Annotated in this window: 15 protein-coding genes and 1 tRNA gene; 2 read left to right on the forward strand and 14 right to left on the reverse strand. The window is 58.4% G+C overall.

Translation table 11 applies throughout. From position 1 onward, the window contains the following. Window positions 1-373: 373 nt before the first annotated feature. The 6 genes from B5G03_RS08850 to B5G03_RS08875 all read right to left on the reverse strand — a co-directional run bounded on the left by B5G03_RS08850 (window position 374) and on the right by B5G03_RS08875 (window position 8718). On the reverse strand, window positions 374-2236 hold the full coding sequence (locus tag B5G03_RS08850) for a peptide ABC transporter substrate-binding protein (protein WP_087181358.1): 1863 nt from the start codon (window positions 2234-2236) through the stop codon (window positions 374-376). 444 nt (window positions 2237-2680) lie between these two features. Then, complete coding sequence (locus tag B5G03_RS08855; protein ID WP_087181359.1) at window positions 2681-4354, reverse strand: ABC transporter substrate-binding protein; 1674 nt, start codon at window positions 4352-4354, stop codon at window positions 2681-2683. A gap of 345 nt (window positions 4355-4699) precedes the next feature. Continuing rightward, window positions 4700-5713 carry an ABC transporter ATP-binding protein gene (locus B5G03_RS08860; protein WP_087181360.1) on the reverse strand — a complete coding sequence of 338 codons (1014 nt, stop codon included), beginning with the start codon at window positions 5711-5713 and terminating at the stop codon, window positions 4700-4702. Then, window positions 5710-6714, reverse strand: a complete 1005-nt coding sequence (locus tag B5G03_RS08865; RefSeq protein WP_087181361.1) for an ABC transporter ATP-binding protein — start codon at window positions 6712-6714, stop codon at window positions 5710-5712. The genes B5G03_RS08860 and B5G03_RS08865 overlap by 4 nt, the downstream gene beginning before the upstream one ends. Window positions 6715-6732: 18 nt before the next feature. Continuing rightward, window positions 6733-7779: an ABC transporter permease gene (locus B5G03_RS08870; protein ID WP_087181404.1), complete on the reverse strand. Its 1047-nt coding sequence runs from the start codon at window positions 7777-7779 to the stop codon at window positions 6733-6735. Window positions 7780-7800: 21 nt separating this feature from the next. Beyond that, complete coding sequence (locus B5G03_RS08875; RefSeq protein ID WP_087181362.1) at window positions 7801-8718, reverse strand: ABC transporter permease; 918 nt, start codon at window positions 8716-8718, stop codon at window positions 7801-7803. 705 nt (window positions 8719-9423) lie between these two features. Between B5G03_RS08875 and B5G03_RS08880 the strand changes: the two genes are divergently transcribed. Next, window positions 9424-9500, forward strand: a tRNA-Arg gene (locus tag B5G03_RS08880). Between the two features lie 462 nt (window positions 9501-9962). Next, entirely contained in the window at window positions 9963-10583 is a 621-nt protein-coding gene (locus B5G03_RS08885; protein WP_087181363.1) for a nuclease-related domain-containing protein, read from the forward strand. 524 nt (window positions 10584-11107) lie between these two features. On the opposite strand, the gene B5G03_RS08890 is transcribed toward B5G03_RS08885, so the two are convergent. The 8 genes from B5G03_RS08890 to B5G03_RS08925 all read right to left on the reverse strand — a co-directional run bounded on the left by B5G03_RS08890 (window position 11108) and on the right by B5G03_RS08925 (window position 16559). After that, complete coding sequence (locus B5G03_RS08890) at window positions 11108-11833, reverse strand: biotin--[acetyl-CoA-carboxylase] ligase (RefSeq protein WP_087181364.1); 726 nt, start codon at window positions 11831-11833, stop codon at window positions 11108-11110. After that, window positions 11827-12315 (reverse strand): YfcE family phosphodiesterase, encoded by a 489-nt coding sequence (locus tag B5G03_RS08895; RefSeq protein WP_087181365.1) that lies wholly within the window; start codon window positions 12313-12315, stop codon window positions 11827-11829. The genes B5G03_RS08890 and B5G03_RS08895 overlap by 7 nt, the downstream gene beginning before the upstream one ends. Continuing rightward, on the reverse strand, window positions 12312-13157 hold the full coding sequence (gene rsmI, locus B5G03_RS08900; protein ID WP_087181366.1) for a 16S rRNA (cytidine(1402)-2'-O)-methyltransferase: 846 nt from the start codon (window positions 13155-13157) through the stop codon (window positions 12312-12314). Before rsmI ends, B5G03_RS08895 begins: the two co-directional genes overlap by 4 nt. Before the next feature lie 36 nt (window positions 13158-13193). Next, the gene (locus B5G03_RS08905; protein ID WP_087181367.1) at window positions 13194-13898 is read right to left on the reverse strand and encodes a tRNA1(Val) (adenine(37)-N6)-methyltransferase; all 705 of its coding nucleotides are present in this window, start codon (window positions 13896-13898) and stop codon (window positions 13194-13196) included. 160 nt (window positions 13899-14058) lie between these two features. Continuing rightward, window positions 14059-14229, reverse strand: a complete 171-nt coding sequence (locus tag B5G03_RS08910) for a DUF362 domain-containing protein (protein WP_058963413.1) — start codon at window positions 14227-14229, stop codon at window positions 14059-14061. Window positions 14230-14385: 156 nt separating this feature from the next. Further along, a complete protein-coding gene (locus tag B5G03_RS08915) occupies window positions 14386-15234 on the reverse strand; it encodes a PSP1 domain-containing protein (RefSeq protein ID WP_087181368.1) in 849 nt (282 codons plus the stop codon). A gap of 102 nt (window positions 15235-15336) precedes the next feature. Further along, window positions 15337-16236 carry a hypothetical protein gene (locus B5G03_RS08920; protein ID WP_087181369.1) on the reverse strand — a complete coding sequence of 300 codons (900 nt, stop codon included), beginning with the start codon at window positions 16234-16236 and terminating at the stop codon, window positions 15337-15339. Next, window positions 16236-16559 (reverse strand): cyclic-di-AMP receptor, encoded by a 324-nt coding sequence (locus tag B5G03_RS08925; RefSeq protein ID WP_058963416.1) that lies wholly within the window; start codon window positions 16557-16559, stop codon window positions 16236-16238. The genes B5G03_RS08920 and B5G03_RS08925 overlap by 1 nt, the downstream gene beginning before the upstream one ends. Between the last annotated feature and the right edge of the window lie 70 nt (window positions 16560-16629).

Here is a 16629-nt window from a genome sequence, read left to right on the forward strand (position 1 = left end):
GCCGGTTTTGCTCCCCCCGAAGGGACCAGACCGGCCAACACACATGCCGTTTCGGGTTTGCAGGTTCCAGATACAAACCCCGGCCCCACTGCTTGTCCATTTGTTACACACAACAGTCCGCAGCGAGTGTCTTGAACGCATTGTAGCACTTTAGCCCAAAAAAGCTCAATGGCTCTTGTGGAATTGTAAAAAATTTGTTTTCTTTTCTGGAAAACTTCTCCACTGTTCGATTCTTTTTTCACATCTCTTTTATATATTTTTCACAATCCATTGTTTGTTTGAACAAGAGCAGTGCTGTTTTTTGCCAAGAGGCTATCCGGCACAAAAAAGAGCCCTGCACTTTGGCAGGGCTCTTTTTATTTGTCTTTTCAGCTCAGTCCGCGCTGGCGGAATCGCTGGCAGCGGCTTCGGAGGAAGCAGCTTCGCTGGAGGCAGCCTCGCTCACAGCACTCTCAGCAGCCTCAGAAGAAGCAGCCTCGCTGGCAACGCTCTCGGCTGCCTCAGAGGAAGCGGCCTCGGAAGCAGTGCTCTCAGCGGCGGTGCTGGCAGCTACGCTCTCGCTCTCAGCGGCGGTGTCCTCAGGGGGCTCGCCGATGTAGGCGTACTGCAGGTACCAGTAGCCATAGGGGCTGTGCCAGGTGCCCTGCAGGTCAGAGCTCTGCAGCCAGAAGTCGTTGTAGTAGGCAACGGGGATCATGGCGTAATCCTCCATCACGATCTCCTCAGCGGCATGCAGGTTGGCAAAGCGCTGCTCCTTGTCGGCGATCTTGGTGTTCTCCATCATCTGGTCGAACTCGGGGTTGGAGTACTGGCCGTCGTTGTTGGCGTTGCCGGTCATGAACAGCTCCAGCATACTGGAGGGATCATTGTAGTCGAAGGACCAGCCGTTGCGGGCCATCTCGTAGTCACCGGCGCGGCGCATCGGAGTGAAGGAAGACCATTCCACGATCTCGACCTCCAGGTTGATGCCCAGAACTTCCTTGTAGCACTGCTGCAGGTACTCAGCAACTGCCTTGTGGTAACCGGCATCGTTGGTGGAGTAGGTGATGGTGGGGAAGCCTTCGCCATTGGGGTAACCGGCCTCGGCCAGAGCCTCCTGAGCCATGGTCTTGGCGGTCTCGTAATCCTCAGGAATCCACTCGCCGCTGGACTTGTCCATGTAAGCACTGCCGTCGGCATCGGTGATGCCAGGGCCGGTCAGCTTATAGGCGGGAGAATAGGTGCCCTGCATCAGCTTGTCGGCCACATACTCACGGTCGATGGCCAGGCTCAGAGCCTTGCGCACATTCACGTCGTTGAAGGGCTCGATGGAATCGTTCATGGTCAGGTAGTAGGTGCCCATGATCGGGTCCACATAAAACTCGCCGCCGTCCTCGGCCTTGGTCAGGCTGGGGATCTCCTCGGTGGGAACGTCCTTGATCAGCTGAGCCTGGCCGGTGGTGTAAGCGGTGTAGGCAGCGGTGGAGTCCTCCATCAGCAGGAAGGTGATGGTGTCGGTGACGATCTTATCGCTGTCCCAGCCACCCTTGTAGTAGGGGTTCTTGGTGAACACGATCTGCTGGCCCACGGTCCACTCGGTCATGTAGTAGGGACCGTTGGAGATGTAGGTCTCGGGAGCGGTGGCCCAGGCGTCGCCGTTGGCCTCGATGGTCTCCTGCTGTACGGGGCTCAGGGTAGCGAAGGCAGCCAGCTTATCGAAGTAGGTGCAGGGGTAGCTCAGATGCACAACGAAGGTGTTGGCGTCGGGGGCTTCCACCTGCAGGGCATCCGGGTTGCCGTTCATGGCCTCGTCGTAACCGGCGATCATACCCACAGCGGTCTGAGAGTAGGGGGCGGCGGTGTCGGGATCGGCCACACGCTTATAAGTATACACAAAATCGGTGGCATCCAGGTCGGTGCCGTCGGACCACTTCAGGCCCTCGCGCAGGTGGAAGGTCCAGGTCAGACCGTCCTCGCTGACCTCCCAGCTCTCGGCCTGGCCGGGCTGGACCTGATTGTTCTCGTCCACGATCAGCAGGCCTTCAAAAGCAGTGATCAGCATGTTGCCGCCGTCGATGGTGCTGTTCAGCGCCGGGTCGATGGATTCAGGGTTGGGGCCGATCTGTACGGTCACGTTGCTGGCAGTGGCGCTTCCGGAAGCAGAGCCGGTGCCGGCAGCAGAAGAGCTGCTTCCGCCGCAAGCCACCAGGCTGAATGCCATCACGGCAGCCAGCACCAGAGATAAGGCTTTTTTCATGGTTGGTGTTCCTCCTCAAGCAGTTTGCAAAGTTTCTCCCGCAGCCGGTCGGCGTGCTCCGCGGTAAGCCCGTTTTTCCGACTGCAAAGCCGCTCTTTTTCCCGCAAATTCCAGATGCGGGCAGCGGCTCTTGCCCTTGATTGATTTTGAATAAATATTCAAATTTCTTGGGTGTTTATTCGGATTGTAGCACTTTACCCCAAAAAAGTGCAATGAGTATCCCTCGTTTGTAACTTTTTTGTTTCTTTCCTTCGTCAAACTGCACTTCTCAGTTTTCAGAACACGTTCTGCTTTATGCAGCTTTCACAGGTCTTTGTCCTTTTGAACAAAGGCAGCAATCCCGTCAAACAACAGAAAAAGACCCCGGATGCATCCGGGGTCCTTCTCTTCTGTGTGTTGAACAGAGAAACTTTGCTCTCTGGAAGAGCCGAAGCTCATACAGTCTTACTCAACGTAAGCGTACTGCAGGTACCAGTAGCCGTAGGGGCTGTGCCAGCTGCCCTTCAGGGAAGAGCTCTGCAGCCAGAAGTCGTTGTAGAAGGCCAGGGGGATCATCGCGTAATCTTCCATGGCGATCTTTTCAGCGGCGTGCAGGTTGGCGAAACGCTCGGTCTTATCGGCGATCTTGGTGCTCTCCATCATCTGATCATACTCAGGATTGGAGTACTTGCCGTCGTTGTTGCCGTTACCGGTCATGAACAGCTCCAGCATGCTGGAGGGATCGTTGTAGTCGAATACCCAGCCGTTACGGGCCATCTGGTAATCGCCAGCGCGGCGCAGCGGGGTGAAGGAGGACCATTCTACGACCTCAACCTCCAGGTTGATGCCCAGAACTTCCTTGTAGCACTGCTGCAGGTATTCCGCCACAGCCTTGTGGTAGCCGGAATCGTTGGTGGAGTAGGTGATGGTGGGGAAGCCTTCGCCATTGGGGTAACCGGCCTCAGCCAGAGCCTCCTGGGCCTGCTTCTTGGCTTCCTCGTAATCGGTGGGGATCACGTCGTAATCGGAATTGTCCATGTAAGCGCTGCCGTCAGCATCGGTAATGCCAGGGCCAGTCAGCTTGTAAGCGGGGGAGTAGGTGCCCTGCATCAGCTGGTTGGCCACATACTCACGGTCGATGGCCAGGTTCAGGGCCTTACGTACGTTCACATCGTTGAAGGGCTCGACCTGATCGTTCATGCTCAGGTAGTAGGTGCCCATGATGGGATCAACATAGAAGTCGCCGCCATCTTCGGCCTTGGTCAGGCTGGGGATCTCCTCGGTGGGAACGTCCTTGATCAGCTGGGCCTGGCCGGTGGTGTAAGCGGTGTAAGCAGCGGTGGAATCCTCCATCAGCAGGAAGGTGATGGTATCGGAAACGATCTTGCTGCTGTCCCAGCCGCCCTTGTAGTTGGGGTTCTTGCTGAAGACAATCTGCTGGCCCACGGTCCACTCAGTCATGTAGTAGGGGCCATTGGAGACGTAGGTCTCGGGAGCGGTAGCCCAGGAATCACCGTTGGCTTCGATGGTCTCCTGCTGCACGGGGCTCAGAGTAGCGAAGGCAGCCAGCTTATCGAAGTAGGTGCAGGGGTAGCTCAGGTGTACCACGAAGGTCAGAGGATCGGGAGCTTCGACCTGCAGGGCATCGGGATCGCCGTTCATGGCTTCTTCGTAGCCGGCGATCATGCCCACGGCAGTGGCGGAATAGGGAGCAGCGGTGTTGGGATCAGCAACGCGCTTATAAGTATAAACGAAGTCGTTGGCGTCCAGATCGGTGCCGTCGGACCACTTCAGGCCTTCACGCAGGTGGAAGGTCCAGGTCAGGCCATCATTGCTGACCTCATAGCTCTCAGCCTGGCCGGGCTGAACCTGATTATTCTCGTCCACGATCAGCAGACCCTCAAAGGCGGTGATCAGCATGTTGGCGCCGTCAATGGCGCTGTTCAGCGCGGGGTCCAGGGTCTCGGGGTTGGGGCCGACCTGAACGGTAACGCCGGTAGCGGCAGTGGCAGAGCCGTCGGCCGCGGTGGAGTCGGTACTGGTAGCGCCGCTGGTTGCAGTGGAGCCGGAGCTGCCGCCGCAGGCAGCCATGCTGAAGGCCATCACGGCAGCCAGCACAAGAGCTAACATCTTTTTCATGGTTGCTTTCCTCCTGAATTTGGTTTTACCCTTTTCCGCCCTGGCCCCGCAAGGGCCGGAGTGGAGTGTTTTTTCACCGCGAACAATTGTGTCCGCTGCGATTGGCTTGCTAACATTGTAGCACTTTAGCCCAAAAAAGTGCAAGTATAATTTTGCCTTTGTAAGAATTTTGTCTTTTTTTATGATTTTTTCATTAGTCTATCACATCTTTTTGCAGCAATTGCACGATAGTTTCTCCTTGTTTGGACAAAATTCTTCGGATTTTGCAAAACTGTTTGTAACTTTTTCGGCGTATACAAAAAAGAATCCCCACCGCACAATGCGGTGGGGATTCTTTAAATTCAATTATTTCACCCGATCCAGGTGGTGGCAGGCAGCCCAGTGGCCGGAGGAAACCTCCTTAAACTCGGGCACCTCGCAGGCGCACTGCTCATCCGCATAGGGGCAGCGGGTGCGGAAGCGGCAACCGGAAGGGGGATTCAGCGGGCTGGGCACATCGCCCTCCAGCACGATACGCTTGGATTCCCGGGCTGCCTTGGGGTCAGCGATGGGAATGGCAGAGATCAGGCTGCGGGTATAGGGATGCACGCTGTGGAAGGTCAGCTCATAGCTGTCGGCCAGCTCCACCAGCTTGCCCAGATACATAACGCCGATGCGATTGGAAATGTGCTTCACGATGCTCAGATCGTGGGCAATGAACAGATAGGTCAGGCCCATCTCGTTCTGCAGGTCCTCAAACATGTTGACCACCTGCGCCTGGATAGACACGTCCAGCGCGGAAACAGGCTCGTCACACACGATGAACTCGGGGTTCACCGCCAGGGCGCGGGCAATGCCAACGCGCTGCCGCTGGCCGCCGGAGAACTCGTGAGGATAGCGGTTGGCGTGCTCGGAGTTCAGGCCCACGCGCTGCAGCATGCTGATGATGCGGTCATGGCGGTCCTTATCGTTCTCGGCCAGCTTATGGATATCGATGGCCTCACCCACGATGTCGCCGATGGTCATACGGGGGTCCAGAGACGCATAGGGGTCCTGGAACACGATCTGCATCTTGCGGCGGTAGGGCAGCATGTCCACCGCGATCTTCTTCTCAGAATCGGGCAGCTTGCCGGAATCATAGATCACGTTGCCGTCGTAGATGATACGGCCGTCGGTGGGCTCATACAGGCGCAGCAGAGTACGGCCGGTGGTGGTCTTGCCGCAGCCGGACTCACCTACCAGACCCAGGGTCTCGCCCTTGTTGATGAAAAAGCTCACGTCGTCCACAGCCTGGACGTAGCGGCGGTTCTTGCCGAAGCCGCCGGCGTTGAAGTACTGCTGGAGGTGCTGGACCTCAACCAGTTTTTTCTGCTCGCTCATTCAGCTTTTCCTCCTTTGCCTTCAAACTCGGCCTTCTGCAGCAGCCAGCACTGGGTGTAATGGGTATCGCTCAGGTCGGTGCGCGGAGGCATCTGACGCAGGCAGATCTTCATGCAGCTCTTGCAGCGGGGTGCAAAGGGGCAGCCGGCAGGAGGATTCAGCAGGTCCACAGGGCTGCCTTCGATGGGCACCAGACGCTCCTTCTCCTTCTGATTCAGCTTGGGGATGGAGTTGATCAGGCCCTTGGTGTACTCGTGCTTGGGCTCGTAGAAGATCTCGTCGGTAGTACCGTACTCCACGATCTTACCGGCGTACATAACGGCGATCTTCTCGCACATGCTGGCCACAACGCCCAGGTCGTGGGTGATCATGATGATGCTCATGCCCAGCTTTTTGCGCAGCTCCATCATCAGCTCCAGAATCTGGGCCTGGATGGTCACGTCCAGAGCGGTGGTGGGCTCGTCGGCGATGAGCAGCTTGGGCTCACAGGCCAGGGCGATGGCGATCATCACGCGCTGACGCATACCGCCGGACAGCTCGTGGGGGTACTGCTTCAAACGGCGCTCGGGCTCGTTGATGCCTACCAGCTCCAGCAGCTCCTTGGCGCGGGCATAGGCTTCCTTCTTGTCCTTATTGGTGTGCAGGCGCACCATTTCCACGATCTGATTGCCGATGGTGTACACCGGGTTCAGGCTGGTCATGGGGTCCTGGAAGATGATGGAGATCTCCTCACCGCGCATCTTGCGGAAGTCCTTCTCGGTCATCTTTTCCACTTCGTGGCCGTTGAAGCGCAGCTCACCGCCGATCAGCTTGCCGGGGTAAGCGGTCAGGCCCATCAGGGAGTAAGCGGTAACGGATTTACCGGAACCGGACTCGCCCACGATGCCCAGAACCTCGCCCTGCTTCATGGAGAAGGACACGTTGTTCAGTGCCTTCACCTCGCCCGCGGGGGTGAAGAAGGAGAGGCGTTCGTTTTTGATATCAAGCAACAGTTCACTCATGATTCGCTTCTCCTCTCGTTAGTTTTTCAGCTTCGGGTCGAAGGCGTCACGCAGACCGTCGCCCAGCAGGTTGAAGCTCAGGATGATGATGCTGATGATGGCAGCAGGCAGGAACAGCAGGTGAGGATAGGTGTTCATACCTTTCAGCGCATCGGTGGCCAGGCTGCCCAGGCTGGGCAGGGGAACCGCAACGCCCATGCCCAGGAAGCTCATGAAGCTCTCGGTGAAGATGGACGAGGGGATCTGCAGGGTGGTGGTAACGATCAGGGTACCGATGCAGTTGGTGAGCAGGTGCTTCTTGATGATACGGCCGTTGGAGGCGCCCAGAGCCCGGGCGGCGGTGACGTACTCCGCCTCCTTCAGGGTCAGGATCTGGCTGCGCACGATACGGGCCATGCTGACCCAATACAGCAGCGCGAACACGATGAAGATGCTGACCAGGTTGGGCCCCAGGGTCTGCAGCCAGCCGAAGCCGGGAGCGCTGGCCAGGGTCTCCAGGGGCGCTTTCAAGGCAAAGCCCAGCAGAATAATCAGCAGAATATCGGGGATGGTGTAGATGATATCGGTGATACGCATCATGATCATATCCACCCAGCCGCCGAAGAAGGCGGAGATGGAGCCATAGATGGAACCGATGACCAGAATCATTGCGCTGGCCACGATACCAACCAGCAGGCTGATCCGGGCGCCGATCATCAGACGGATGGCGTAGTCACGGCCCAGCTTGTCGGTGCCCGCGATGTGGGGGAACACGCTCTCGCCGGCGGCGATGCGCTCCAGCTCCTGGGCGGAATACTCCATGGGAGCCAGGTTCTCACTGCCGCGCACCTGCTGCTCGTAGCTGTAGGGGTAGAACATGGGCACGATGAAGGCGCAGAACATGATGATAAGGATGACCACCAGGCTTACCATGGCGATCTTGTTTTTGCGGAAACGGCGCAGGCCGTCCTTCCAGAAGCTCACGCTTTCGCGCATGACCACCAGGCTTTCCTGCTCATCCTTGGAGGCGGGCAGAAAATCTTCCGGCTTCAGGTCCAGCTGAAAGCTCAAAGGATTCTTTTGCATATCCATTTTTCTGTATCCTCCTTACTTCAGCTTGATGCGCGGGTCGATGATCTTGTACAGGATATCGACGACCACGTTGATGGCGATGACCAGAGCCGCCAGGAAGATGGTGGTGCCCATGATCATCATATAGTCGCGGTTGGTGATGGCGGAAACGAACTCACGGCCCAGACCGGGGATGGTGAAGATCTTTTCCACAACAAAGGAACCAACCAGCAGGCCGGCCAGCATGGGGCCCACGTAGGTGACAACGGGCAGGATGGCGTTGCGCAGGGCGTGCTTAAACAGGGTCTTGAAGCCGGAAACGCCCTTCGCACGGGCGGTGCGCATGTAATCCTGGCCCATAACGTCCAGCAGGCTGGAACGCATCAGGCGGGCGATGTAAGCGGTGGGATAGAAGGCCAGAGCGGTCACCGGCATGATGTACGACGCCGGCGAATCCAGGCCGATCGTTGGCAATAGCTTGAGCTTTGAGCCAAACGTATAAATCAGCACCGAACTGGTAACGAAGCTGGGTACCGCGATGCCGCAGGTGGCAAAGAAAATGATCAGGTTATCGGCCCACTTGCCGCGATGGTAGGCAGCCAGACAGCCCATGGGGATACCAACGACCAGAGCAACCACCACTGCGGTGCCGCCCAGGCTGGCGGAGACCGGGAACTTGGTGGCGATGATGTCGCTCACGTCGCGGCCGCGCTGCTTCAGGCTGGGACCGAAGTCGCCATGCAGGGCGTTGACCAGGTAGTTCTTGTACTGCACCAGGACCGGCTGATCCAGGCCGTATTTTGCTTCCAGCGCGGCCATAGCCTGTGCGCTGATGGCTTTTTCCGACATGAAGGGACCGCCAGGAACGGCCTGCATGAGGAAAAAGGTGAGGGTCGCCACGATGAACAGGCTCAGAAGACCCATGGCGATGCGCTTGATGGCGTATTTTACCATCTCTTTCACTCCTTATCATCTTTAACCTTTGCCCGCGCTCTGCGGGTAAACGCTCGAATCAAAATACGCGCAGAACTGACCGTCTCTCAAAAACAAGCGCCCCCGGCACACAGCTTTTTCACTGTGCGTTTGCTGAGAACGCCGTGCTGTTTGTTCGATGGTATTTGGAACTGCGCGTACACAGATACAAAATATATACTACTTTATTCCGCTAAATTTGTCAACGCTCTTTTTCAAATTTTCGCTGCATTTCTTTGAAAAACGAGCCTTCTTTTCCCATTGCAAGGCCATTTTCCCAGCCACTGTATATCTTTTTGTCTTTATTATAGTAGCATAAGAGCAGAATTTGTATTTGCAAGGAATACATATTTTTTCATTCTGCACAAAATCACAGCTGTGTGCTTGCTGACAACACTTCTCTCCGGGCAGCCGCCAGAAAAGTGTGAAAAAAAGATGAAAATGTGTATTTTCCTTCATTTTCCGATCAAGCGCCACAAGAAAGCGAGTATCGGTGAACGAACCGGCGCTGTGCATGTGGTCCCGCAGCGGAGAAATGGTCCATGGAATCTGCCAGGCAAAGGCTCAGAAACAGGGCAAATTCGTGCCCGCCAAAAAAATTTAAAAAATTTCAAAAAAAGCGTTGACAATCGAAAGGGAATCTGATAATATATTTCTTGCACCGCACAAGACGGTTGCAAACGAGATGCGCTGGTAGCTCAGTTGGATAGAGTGTCTGACTACGAATCAGAAGGTCAGGGGTTCGAATCCCTTCCAGCGCACCATCAGGACCTGCAAGCTGAAAAGCTTGCGGGTTCTTTTGTTTTTCGCAAGACTTTCCGGGGATTCGAACCCGAAAGGGTGCACGGCGTGAAGAAAACCTGCCGGCGGCAGGTTTTTAGCCGGGCTGCGCGCAGAAGCTACGCTTCAAGCGCCGCAGGGGTTTCCCTTTGGGGAAAGCCCTGCCAAATCCCTTCCAGCGCACCATCAGGACCTGCAAGCTGAAAAGCTTGCGGGTTCTTTTGTTTTTCGCAAGACTTTCCGGGGATTCGAACCCGAAAGGGTGCACGGCACAAGAAGAGCCGCAGGCGGAAAAGCCACGCGGCTTTTTGTTTTCCGGCAATCGCCGCCAGCCGCCGGGCGGCAGGGGAGCCGTTGCAATTAGGGCGCTCCTTTGCTACAATAGAAATATTCTGATGCAAATCAGGCGCGGGCGTACCGCGCCATGAAAAAGGAGTGTTTCGATCATGACCCCTGAACTGATCATTCAGATCGCGGCGGTGGTGGTGGTAATTGCGATCTTTGGCGTTGCCGTGTATCTGCTGAGCCCCGCCCGCAAAACCGAGAAGGCCGCCAAGGCTGGCCCCATCCCGGACGATGAGCACGAAAACGCCGAGGCTGTGCTGCGGCAGCTGCGCCGGTATGCGGCCACCAACGAGTTCCGTGTGGTGGAGCCGGTCCGGATTGAGAATTCCAAGGCCAGCGCGGATCTGGATGCGCTGCTGGTGGGCTGGTTCGGCGTTCTGGGTGTGAAGTGCCTGGGATATGGCGGCACCATTTACGGCCAGTCTTCCGACGCGGAATGGGTGCAGGAGATGAACGGCCAGCGCCGGATGTTCGCCAATCCCCTGAAGCGGGCCGAGCAGAGCGCCCGTGCGGTACGGCAGGCTCTGTTTGAGGCCAAGATCAAAAACGTTCCGGTGGAAACCGTTGTGGTGTTTACCGGCAAAAAGACCCAGCTGGCGCTGCCCCGGTCCTGCGGGCACTACACCATCGAGCAGTTCTCCACCTATTTAAAGTCCGTTCATTTTGAAGAGGACAAAAAAGTTGAAGTGGAGCCGGTGGCCGCCGCGCTCAGCGCCAAGTAAGTTCAATCGCTCTTTTAGCCGGTGCGCAGCGCGCATCGGCTTTTTATTTCTGCCTAAATTTTGTCTGCTCTGCAATTTACAAAATGTTCATAGTGCTTTAAAACTTCTTCCGCAACTTGTGGGTATACTAAGAATCACAGAACAGCGGAGCCGCAACCGATGTTCTGTACATGATTCCTCCTCACACCAAAGCGATACCCCTTACACCCCTCCGTGGTCCGCAAGCACGGAGGGGCATTTTTTTGTTTACCCGACCAGTAGCCGCAACGGATACGCTCACCTTTTCGCACCCGGTTTTCCTCAGCAATCACTGCCAGCACCCTTCTTTGTCTACCCGACCGGTAACCGGAACGAACACGCTCACCTTTTCGCACTCGGGTTTCCTCAGCAATTACCGCCAGCACCCTTTTTACCTACCCGACCGGCAGCAATCCCATATAAGCGTTCCCCAAAAACAAAACAGCCCATGGATGAGCAGCACCTCTTCTTGCTGCCCATCCATGGGCTGTCTTTTCATTTTTCTGTTATTTTGCGCCGTAGACGCCCTGCACGGTCACCTCTCCGGTGAATACCGCCTGTTTTCCTTCTCCGGTATCCACCACCAGACGGCCCGCTTCATCCACATCCACCGCCTGGCCTTCGCCGCCGTCAAAGCTCACCCTGCGGCCCAGATTTGCACAGCGGCTCAGGTATTCCGACCGCACTGCCGCAAAGCCCTTTTGGTAAAACCCCTCCAGGCCTTCGGCAAAGATCTCGCTCATCGCCTGGGCCAGCCGTTCCGGTGTGTCCTCGTTCGGCATACGCCCTAGAATCTGCGCCGCCGAAACGCCATGCACAAGCCCGTTTTGGGAAAAATATTCCTCGTCCTGCATCAGATTGATCCCGATGCCGCAGAGGATCGCCCCCTGGGCCGCTTCACACAGAATGCCGCCCAGCTTTCTGCCCTTCCAGATCAGATCGTTGGGCCATTTCACCTGGCAGCACACCCCCAGCTCTTTCTCCAGCGCGTGCGCCGCGGCCAGACTGGCCGCCAGCGGAAGCGCCGCCGGGTCCGCCATGGGGCGTTTGCAAACGATCGTATAATACAGGCCCTGCCCCGGCGCATTGGCCCAGGCCCGGCCGCGGCGGCCCCTCCCTGCGGTCTGGCAGGTGGTGTACACCGCAAACCCATCCGGCAGCTGCTCCAGCTGCCGGCGGCACCAGCTATTGGTGCTGTCCGTCTCCGGAACAAACAGGGGAGCTCTTACCATATAATCAGTTCCTTGTGCTGGAGATTTGCTTCGCCGTTCTCATACAGCTCCAGGATGCCATAGCTGGGCCCGCCGAACCGGGGCGCGCCGATGCTGCCCGGGTTGAACAGGGTCACACCGTCCCGCTGCTCCAGCGTGGGCAGGTGGGTGTGGCCGAACAGGCCGATAACTGCGCCCCGGTCCTTCACTGCCCGGGCATAGTCATCCAGCGTATATTTGACCCCGTAATGGTGGCCATGGCAGAAGAAAATCAGATTGTGCTCAAATACCTCCAGGGCCTCCGCCGGGTACAGCGAGGAAAAATCACAGTTGCCCCGCACCGCGTAGACCGGCAGGTTGCAGCCCTCCGCCTGCAGGCGCTCGATGTCCTTCAGGCCGTCGCCCAGAAAAATGATGCCGCTGGCATGGGGCTGGGCCTCCACCGCTTTCTGCACCAGCGGATAACAGCCGTGGCTGTCGGATAAAATCAGGATTTCTTTCATTCCGCATCCTCCTTGATCAGCAGGCGATAGACCTGGCTTTTGGAAAAGGCCGTGCCCAGCGCGGCCTGCTTTGCCGCCGCGCTGGGAGGCATGCCCTGCTCCATCAGCCTGCGGGCGGCCTGGGCTGCCTGTTCCAGCGTGATCTGCTCCTGGGGCGCAGCGACGGCTTCGCCGCCCGCCACCACCAGCACATACTCGCCCCGGGGCGCGTTCTCCCGGTAGTATGCGCAGGCCTCAGCCAGCGTAGTCTTGCGGATCTCCTCATGCAGCTTGGTCAGCTCTCGGGTCAGAGTGATGCTTCGCTGCCCGCCGAAGGTCTTTTCCAGGTCCTCCAGCGTGCCCTTCAATTTATGAGGAGCTTCATAAAAAATCATGGTGCGCGTCTCGCCCGCCAGGCTTTCCAGCCGCTGTTTGCGGGGCTTTGCCGCCACCGGCAGAAACCCTTCAAACACAAAGCGGCTGGTATCCTGCCCGGAGACCGCCAGCGCCGTAACACAGGCGGAAGCCGCCGGGACCGGCACCACCGGAATGCCCTGGGCCAGCGCGTCCCGCACGATCTCCTCGCCCGGGTCCGAGATGGCGGGCATGCCCGCGTCGCTGCACAAGGCACAGCTTTCACCGGCCGCGATCCGGTCCAGGATATACTGGCCCTTTTCCTTTGTGTTGTGCTCATAATAGCTCACCAGCGGCTTTTTCAGCCCCAGGTGGTTGAGCAGCTTCAGCGTAACGCGGGTATCCTCAGCGGCAACAAAATCCACGCTGCCGAAGGTAGCGGCGGCGCGGGGGGTCATGTCGTTCAGATTGCCGATGGGTGTTGCCACGATATACAGTGTTCCGGCCATAAATGGCTCCTCCTTGGGTTGCTCTCGGCAGGGCAGTCACATTCCCTGCCGGTAGATGGCCTGCAATTGCAGGCTGGGGCGGCCGGTCTCGTCGGCCATATAGATATCCGGCTCAAAGCGAAGTCCGGGTTTTCGGTTTTTCTGTGCTTCCAGCAAAAACAGCCAGGGTCCATCCTTCGGCGTCTGCTTGGCGAACACCAGCCGCTTGGGCTCCAGCCCCGCGGCGCTCAAGATGCAGCAGGTGCGGGCCAGATGCTCCGGCCGGTTGCACATTGCAAAACGCCCGCCATCCCGCAGCAGGCGGGCGGCAGCGGCCGCTACCTGTTCCAACGTACAGCCACCCTCATGGCGGGCGGTGGCCCGCGCAGCCTCCGGGCTCACATAGCCTCCGGTGAAATAGGGGGGATTGGCCGCCACCAGATGATAACCGCCGTCCGCCGCCAGGTCATTCAGGTCCTGATTCAGCGGGCGGATGTGGTCACATTCCGGCTGGGCCGCCACCGCCTGCTCCAGCAGACCGGTGCCCTCGGCGTCCAGTTCCACCGAAAGGCATTCGCCCCGGTGGCCAAGGTCGTGCCAGCGCAGCGCCACGATGCCGCAGCCGCTGCAAAGATCCACCGCCCGCTCCGCCCGCCGGGGACGGCAAAAGCCGGACAGCAGCATGGCGTCGGTGCCGAAGCGATGGTTCTCACTGATAAACACCTTGGTCCCATTATACAAAGTTTCGGCGGAATGTGCCATAGAAAAACGCTCCCTGAAAACAAAAATAAGGGGAAGAATGGCCGGAATGACACACGAAACCGGCTTCCCCCTGCCTTGAAAAAACATGGCCCACAACAAAAAAGCGGCGGGCCGAAAAGCCACGCCACTTTTTGTTCTTTGCCAGTGCAAAAAGAGCAGATTAGCCCTCTTCGATCGCACCAACAGGGCAAGCGCCGGCGCAGGTGCCGCAGGAAATGCAGCTGTCAGCGTCGATCACGTACTTGCCGTCGCCCTCGCTGATAGCGCTGACAGGGCACTCGCCGGCACAGGTGCCGCAAGAAACGCAAGAATCGTTGATAGAGTAAGCCATGTTTCGTCTCTCCTTTATCTCTGCACTTCTTTCCTCAGGCGCAATGCGCCCCATCCGTGCAGAGAATGCAGCGCGGCCCTGAAAGAGCGAACTCTTTCTTGGGTTTATTGTAGCATAAATTTGCAAAAGTTCAAGTGGTTGCCCTGGATTTTCGTCTCACTCCTGGTCCAGATCGGGAGCCTTGGGAGCCCGTTTTCCGCCCCGCAGGTAGACGCATTCGCTGCGCCGGAAATACTTGGGCGCCAGCGACTCGTTCAGCGGGCGTACCTTGAGCATACCGCTCACCGGGTTGGCCTCCACCACGATGCCCTCAAATTCCGGGGTGCGCACCACACTGCCGTTCATGGGGGTGATGCTGTTCAGGTACTCATAGGCCTTCTGCTCGTAGGCAAGGCAGCACATGAGCCGGCCGCAGCTGCCGCTGATCTTGGTGGGGTTCAGGCTCAGGCCCTGCTCCTTGGCCATCTTGATGCTCACCGGCTGGAAATCCTTCAAAAACCGGCTGCAGCAGAAGGGCTGACCGCAGATGCCCAGACCGCCCAGCATCTTGCTCTCGTCGCGCACGCCGATCTGGCGCAGCTCGATGCGGGTATGGAATACGCCCGCCAGATCCTTGACCAGGTCACGGAAGTCGATGCGGCCGTCGGCCGTGAAGTAAAACACGATCTTGGTGCGGTCCAGATTGTACTCGGCCTCCACCAGCTTCATCTCCAGCTTGTGGGCGGCGATGCGCTGGGTGCAGATCTCAAAGGCGGTCTTTTCGTCCGCCCGGTTCTTCTCCATACGGCGGATGTCCACCGCGTCGGCCATCCGCTTGACGGTCTTCAGCTCCCGCACCACCTGGCTGTCCGGAATGTCCTTGGGACCCGCCACCACCTCGCCGCACTCGATGCCGCGGGCAGTCTCCACGATCACGTGGTCGCCGGTCTTTACGTCCAGATCCGCCGGGTCGAAATAGTAGGCCTTTCCGCCTGCTTTAAAACGAACGGAGATCACTTTTTTCATAGTTTGTTTCTCACTTTGCCCTGCCGCGCCGGGCGGATGGTGTCACGTCTTTTGCCTGCGGCTTTGGTTTGGGCAAAAGGTTCAAAGGGGTAGGGAAGAAGCTCACCGGGCGATGCGCGCCGCCAGCAGGGTGAGCAGCAGCTTCTGGTTCAGATTTCGGTTCATATTCTGCAGCGCCTCGCCGCACTGACTGGCGGTGCGTGCCGCCTGATGGGCGCTCATACCAAAGCGCCCGGCCCCCGCCAGCTCGGCGGCGGCCACGCTGGCCAGGTCCGCCAGCAGCCGGGCCGCGGCAGGCTTATCCTTTTCGTATCCGGCCAAAAGCTGCATCAGCCGGTACCGGTCGCCCTTTGCCACTGCCTGGGCCAGCTGGCAGGCAGTCTCAAAGCTCTGAACCGCCTGGGGCTCCCGCGCGGCGGCCGCAGCCCGGCCGATGTGGCCGTCATACACCGCAGCCAGCAGCTCCGGGTCCTTGCAGTCGGGGCAGTGCTCCTGCAGCCACTCCACGCATTCCTGCCGGGTGACCGGAGCGATGGGATAGATGGCGCACCGGCTGCGGATGGTGGGCAGCACCGCCGCCGCACTGGTGGCGGTGAGCACGAACAGTACGCCCTCCGGGGGCTCCTCCAGCACCTTCAGCAGCGCGTTGGCGCTGGAGGCGTTCATCTTCTGGGCGCCGTAAAAGATCACCACGCGCCCGTTGGCGGACAGCGCGGTCTCGAACACCTTGCGGCGCACCTGGCGCACCGCGTCGATGCGGATCTCGCCGGAAGCGCCTTCGCCTCGCACCTCGATGCACTCAGCAGCCCGGCCTTCCAGCACGGCGTTTGCCTGCGGGTCTCCCTCGGGGTAGAGGTAGTCGGCGGCGAGGCACCGGGCGGCAAAACCGGAACCGCAGCCCGCCTCGCCGCACAGCAAAACACTATGAGAAAGCCGCCCTGCGCGCAGGGCGGCCTGCAAACTTTCTTTCAGGGCCTGGTTGCCCCGAAACGCATCCAGCATCACAGCTTTTCGAAGCGCTCCACGTTGGTCACAAAGACGGTGGCGCCGCCCACGGTGACCTGCAGCGGATAAGCAGTGGCCACACCGATGCCGTAGCTGGCGGTGCTGGGCACAACCTCAGTGCGCTGCTTGCAGCACTTGGAGATCAGGCCGATGCACTCGTCCACCTTCTCGTCGTCGGTACCGATCATCAGGGTCATATTGCCCGCCATCAGAAATCCGCCGGTGGTGGACAAACGGGTAACGGAAAAACCAGCCTTGATGAGCTCGTTACAAACGTTCTTGGAGTCCTCTTTATTTACAATGGCAGTGATCATTTTCATAACAGCAGTTCCCCTTTCGGCAGGCCCGCGCGTTTTGTTTGAGCGAAGGTTCCGCCCAGCGCATAAAATA

The organism is Gemmiger sp. An50 (assembly GCF_002161595.1).
Lineage (GTDB): Bacteria > Bacillota > Clostridia > Oscillospirales > Ruminococcaceae > Allofournierella.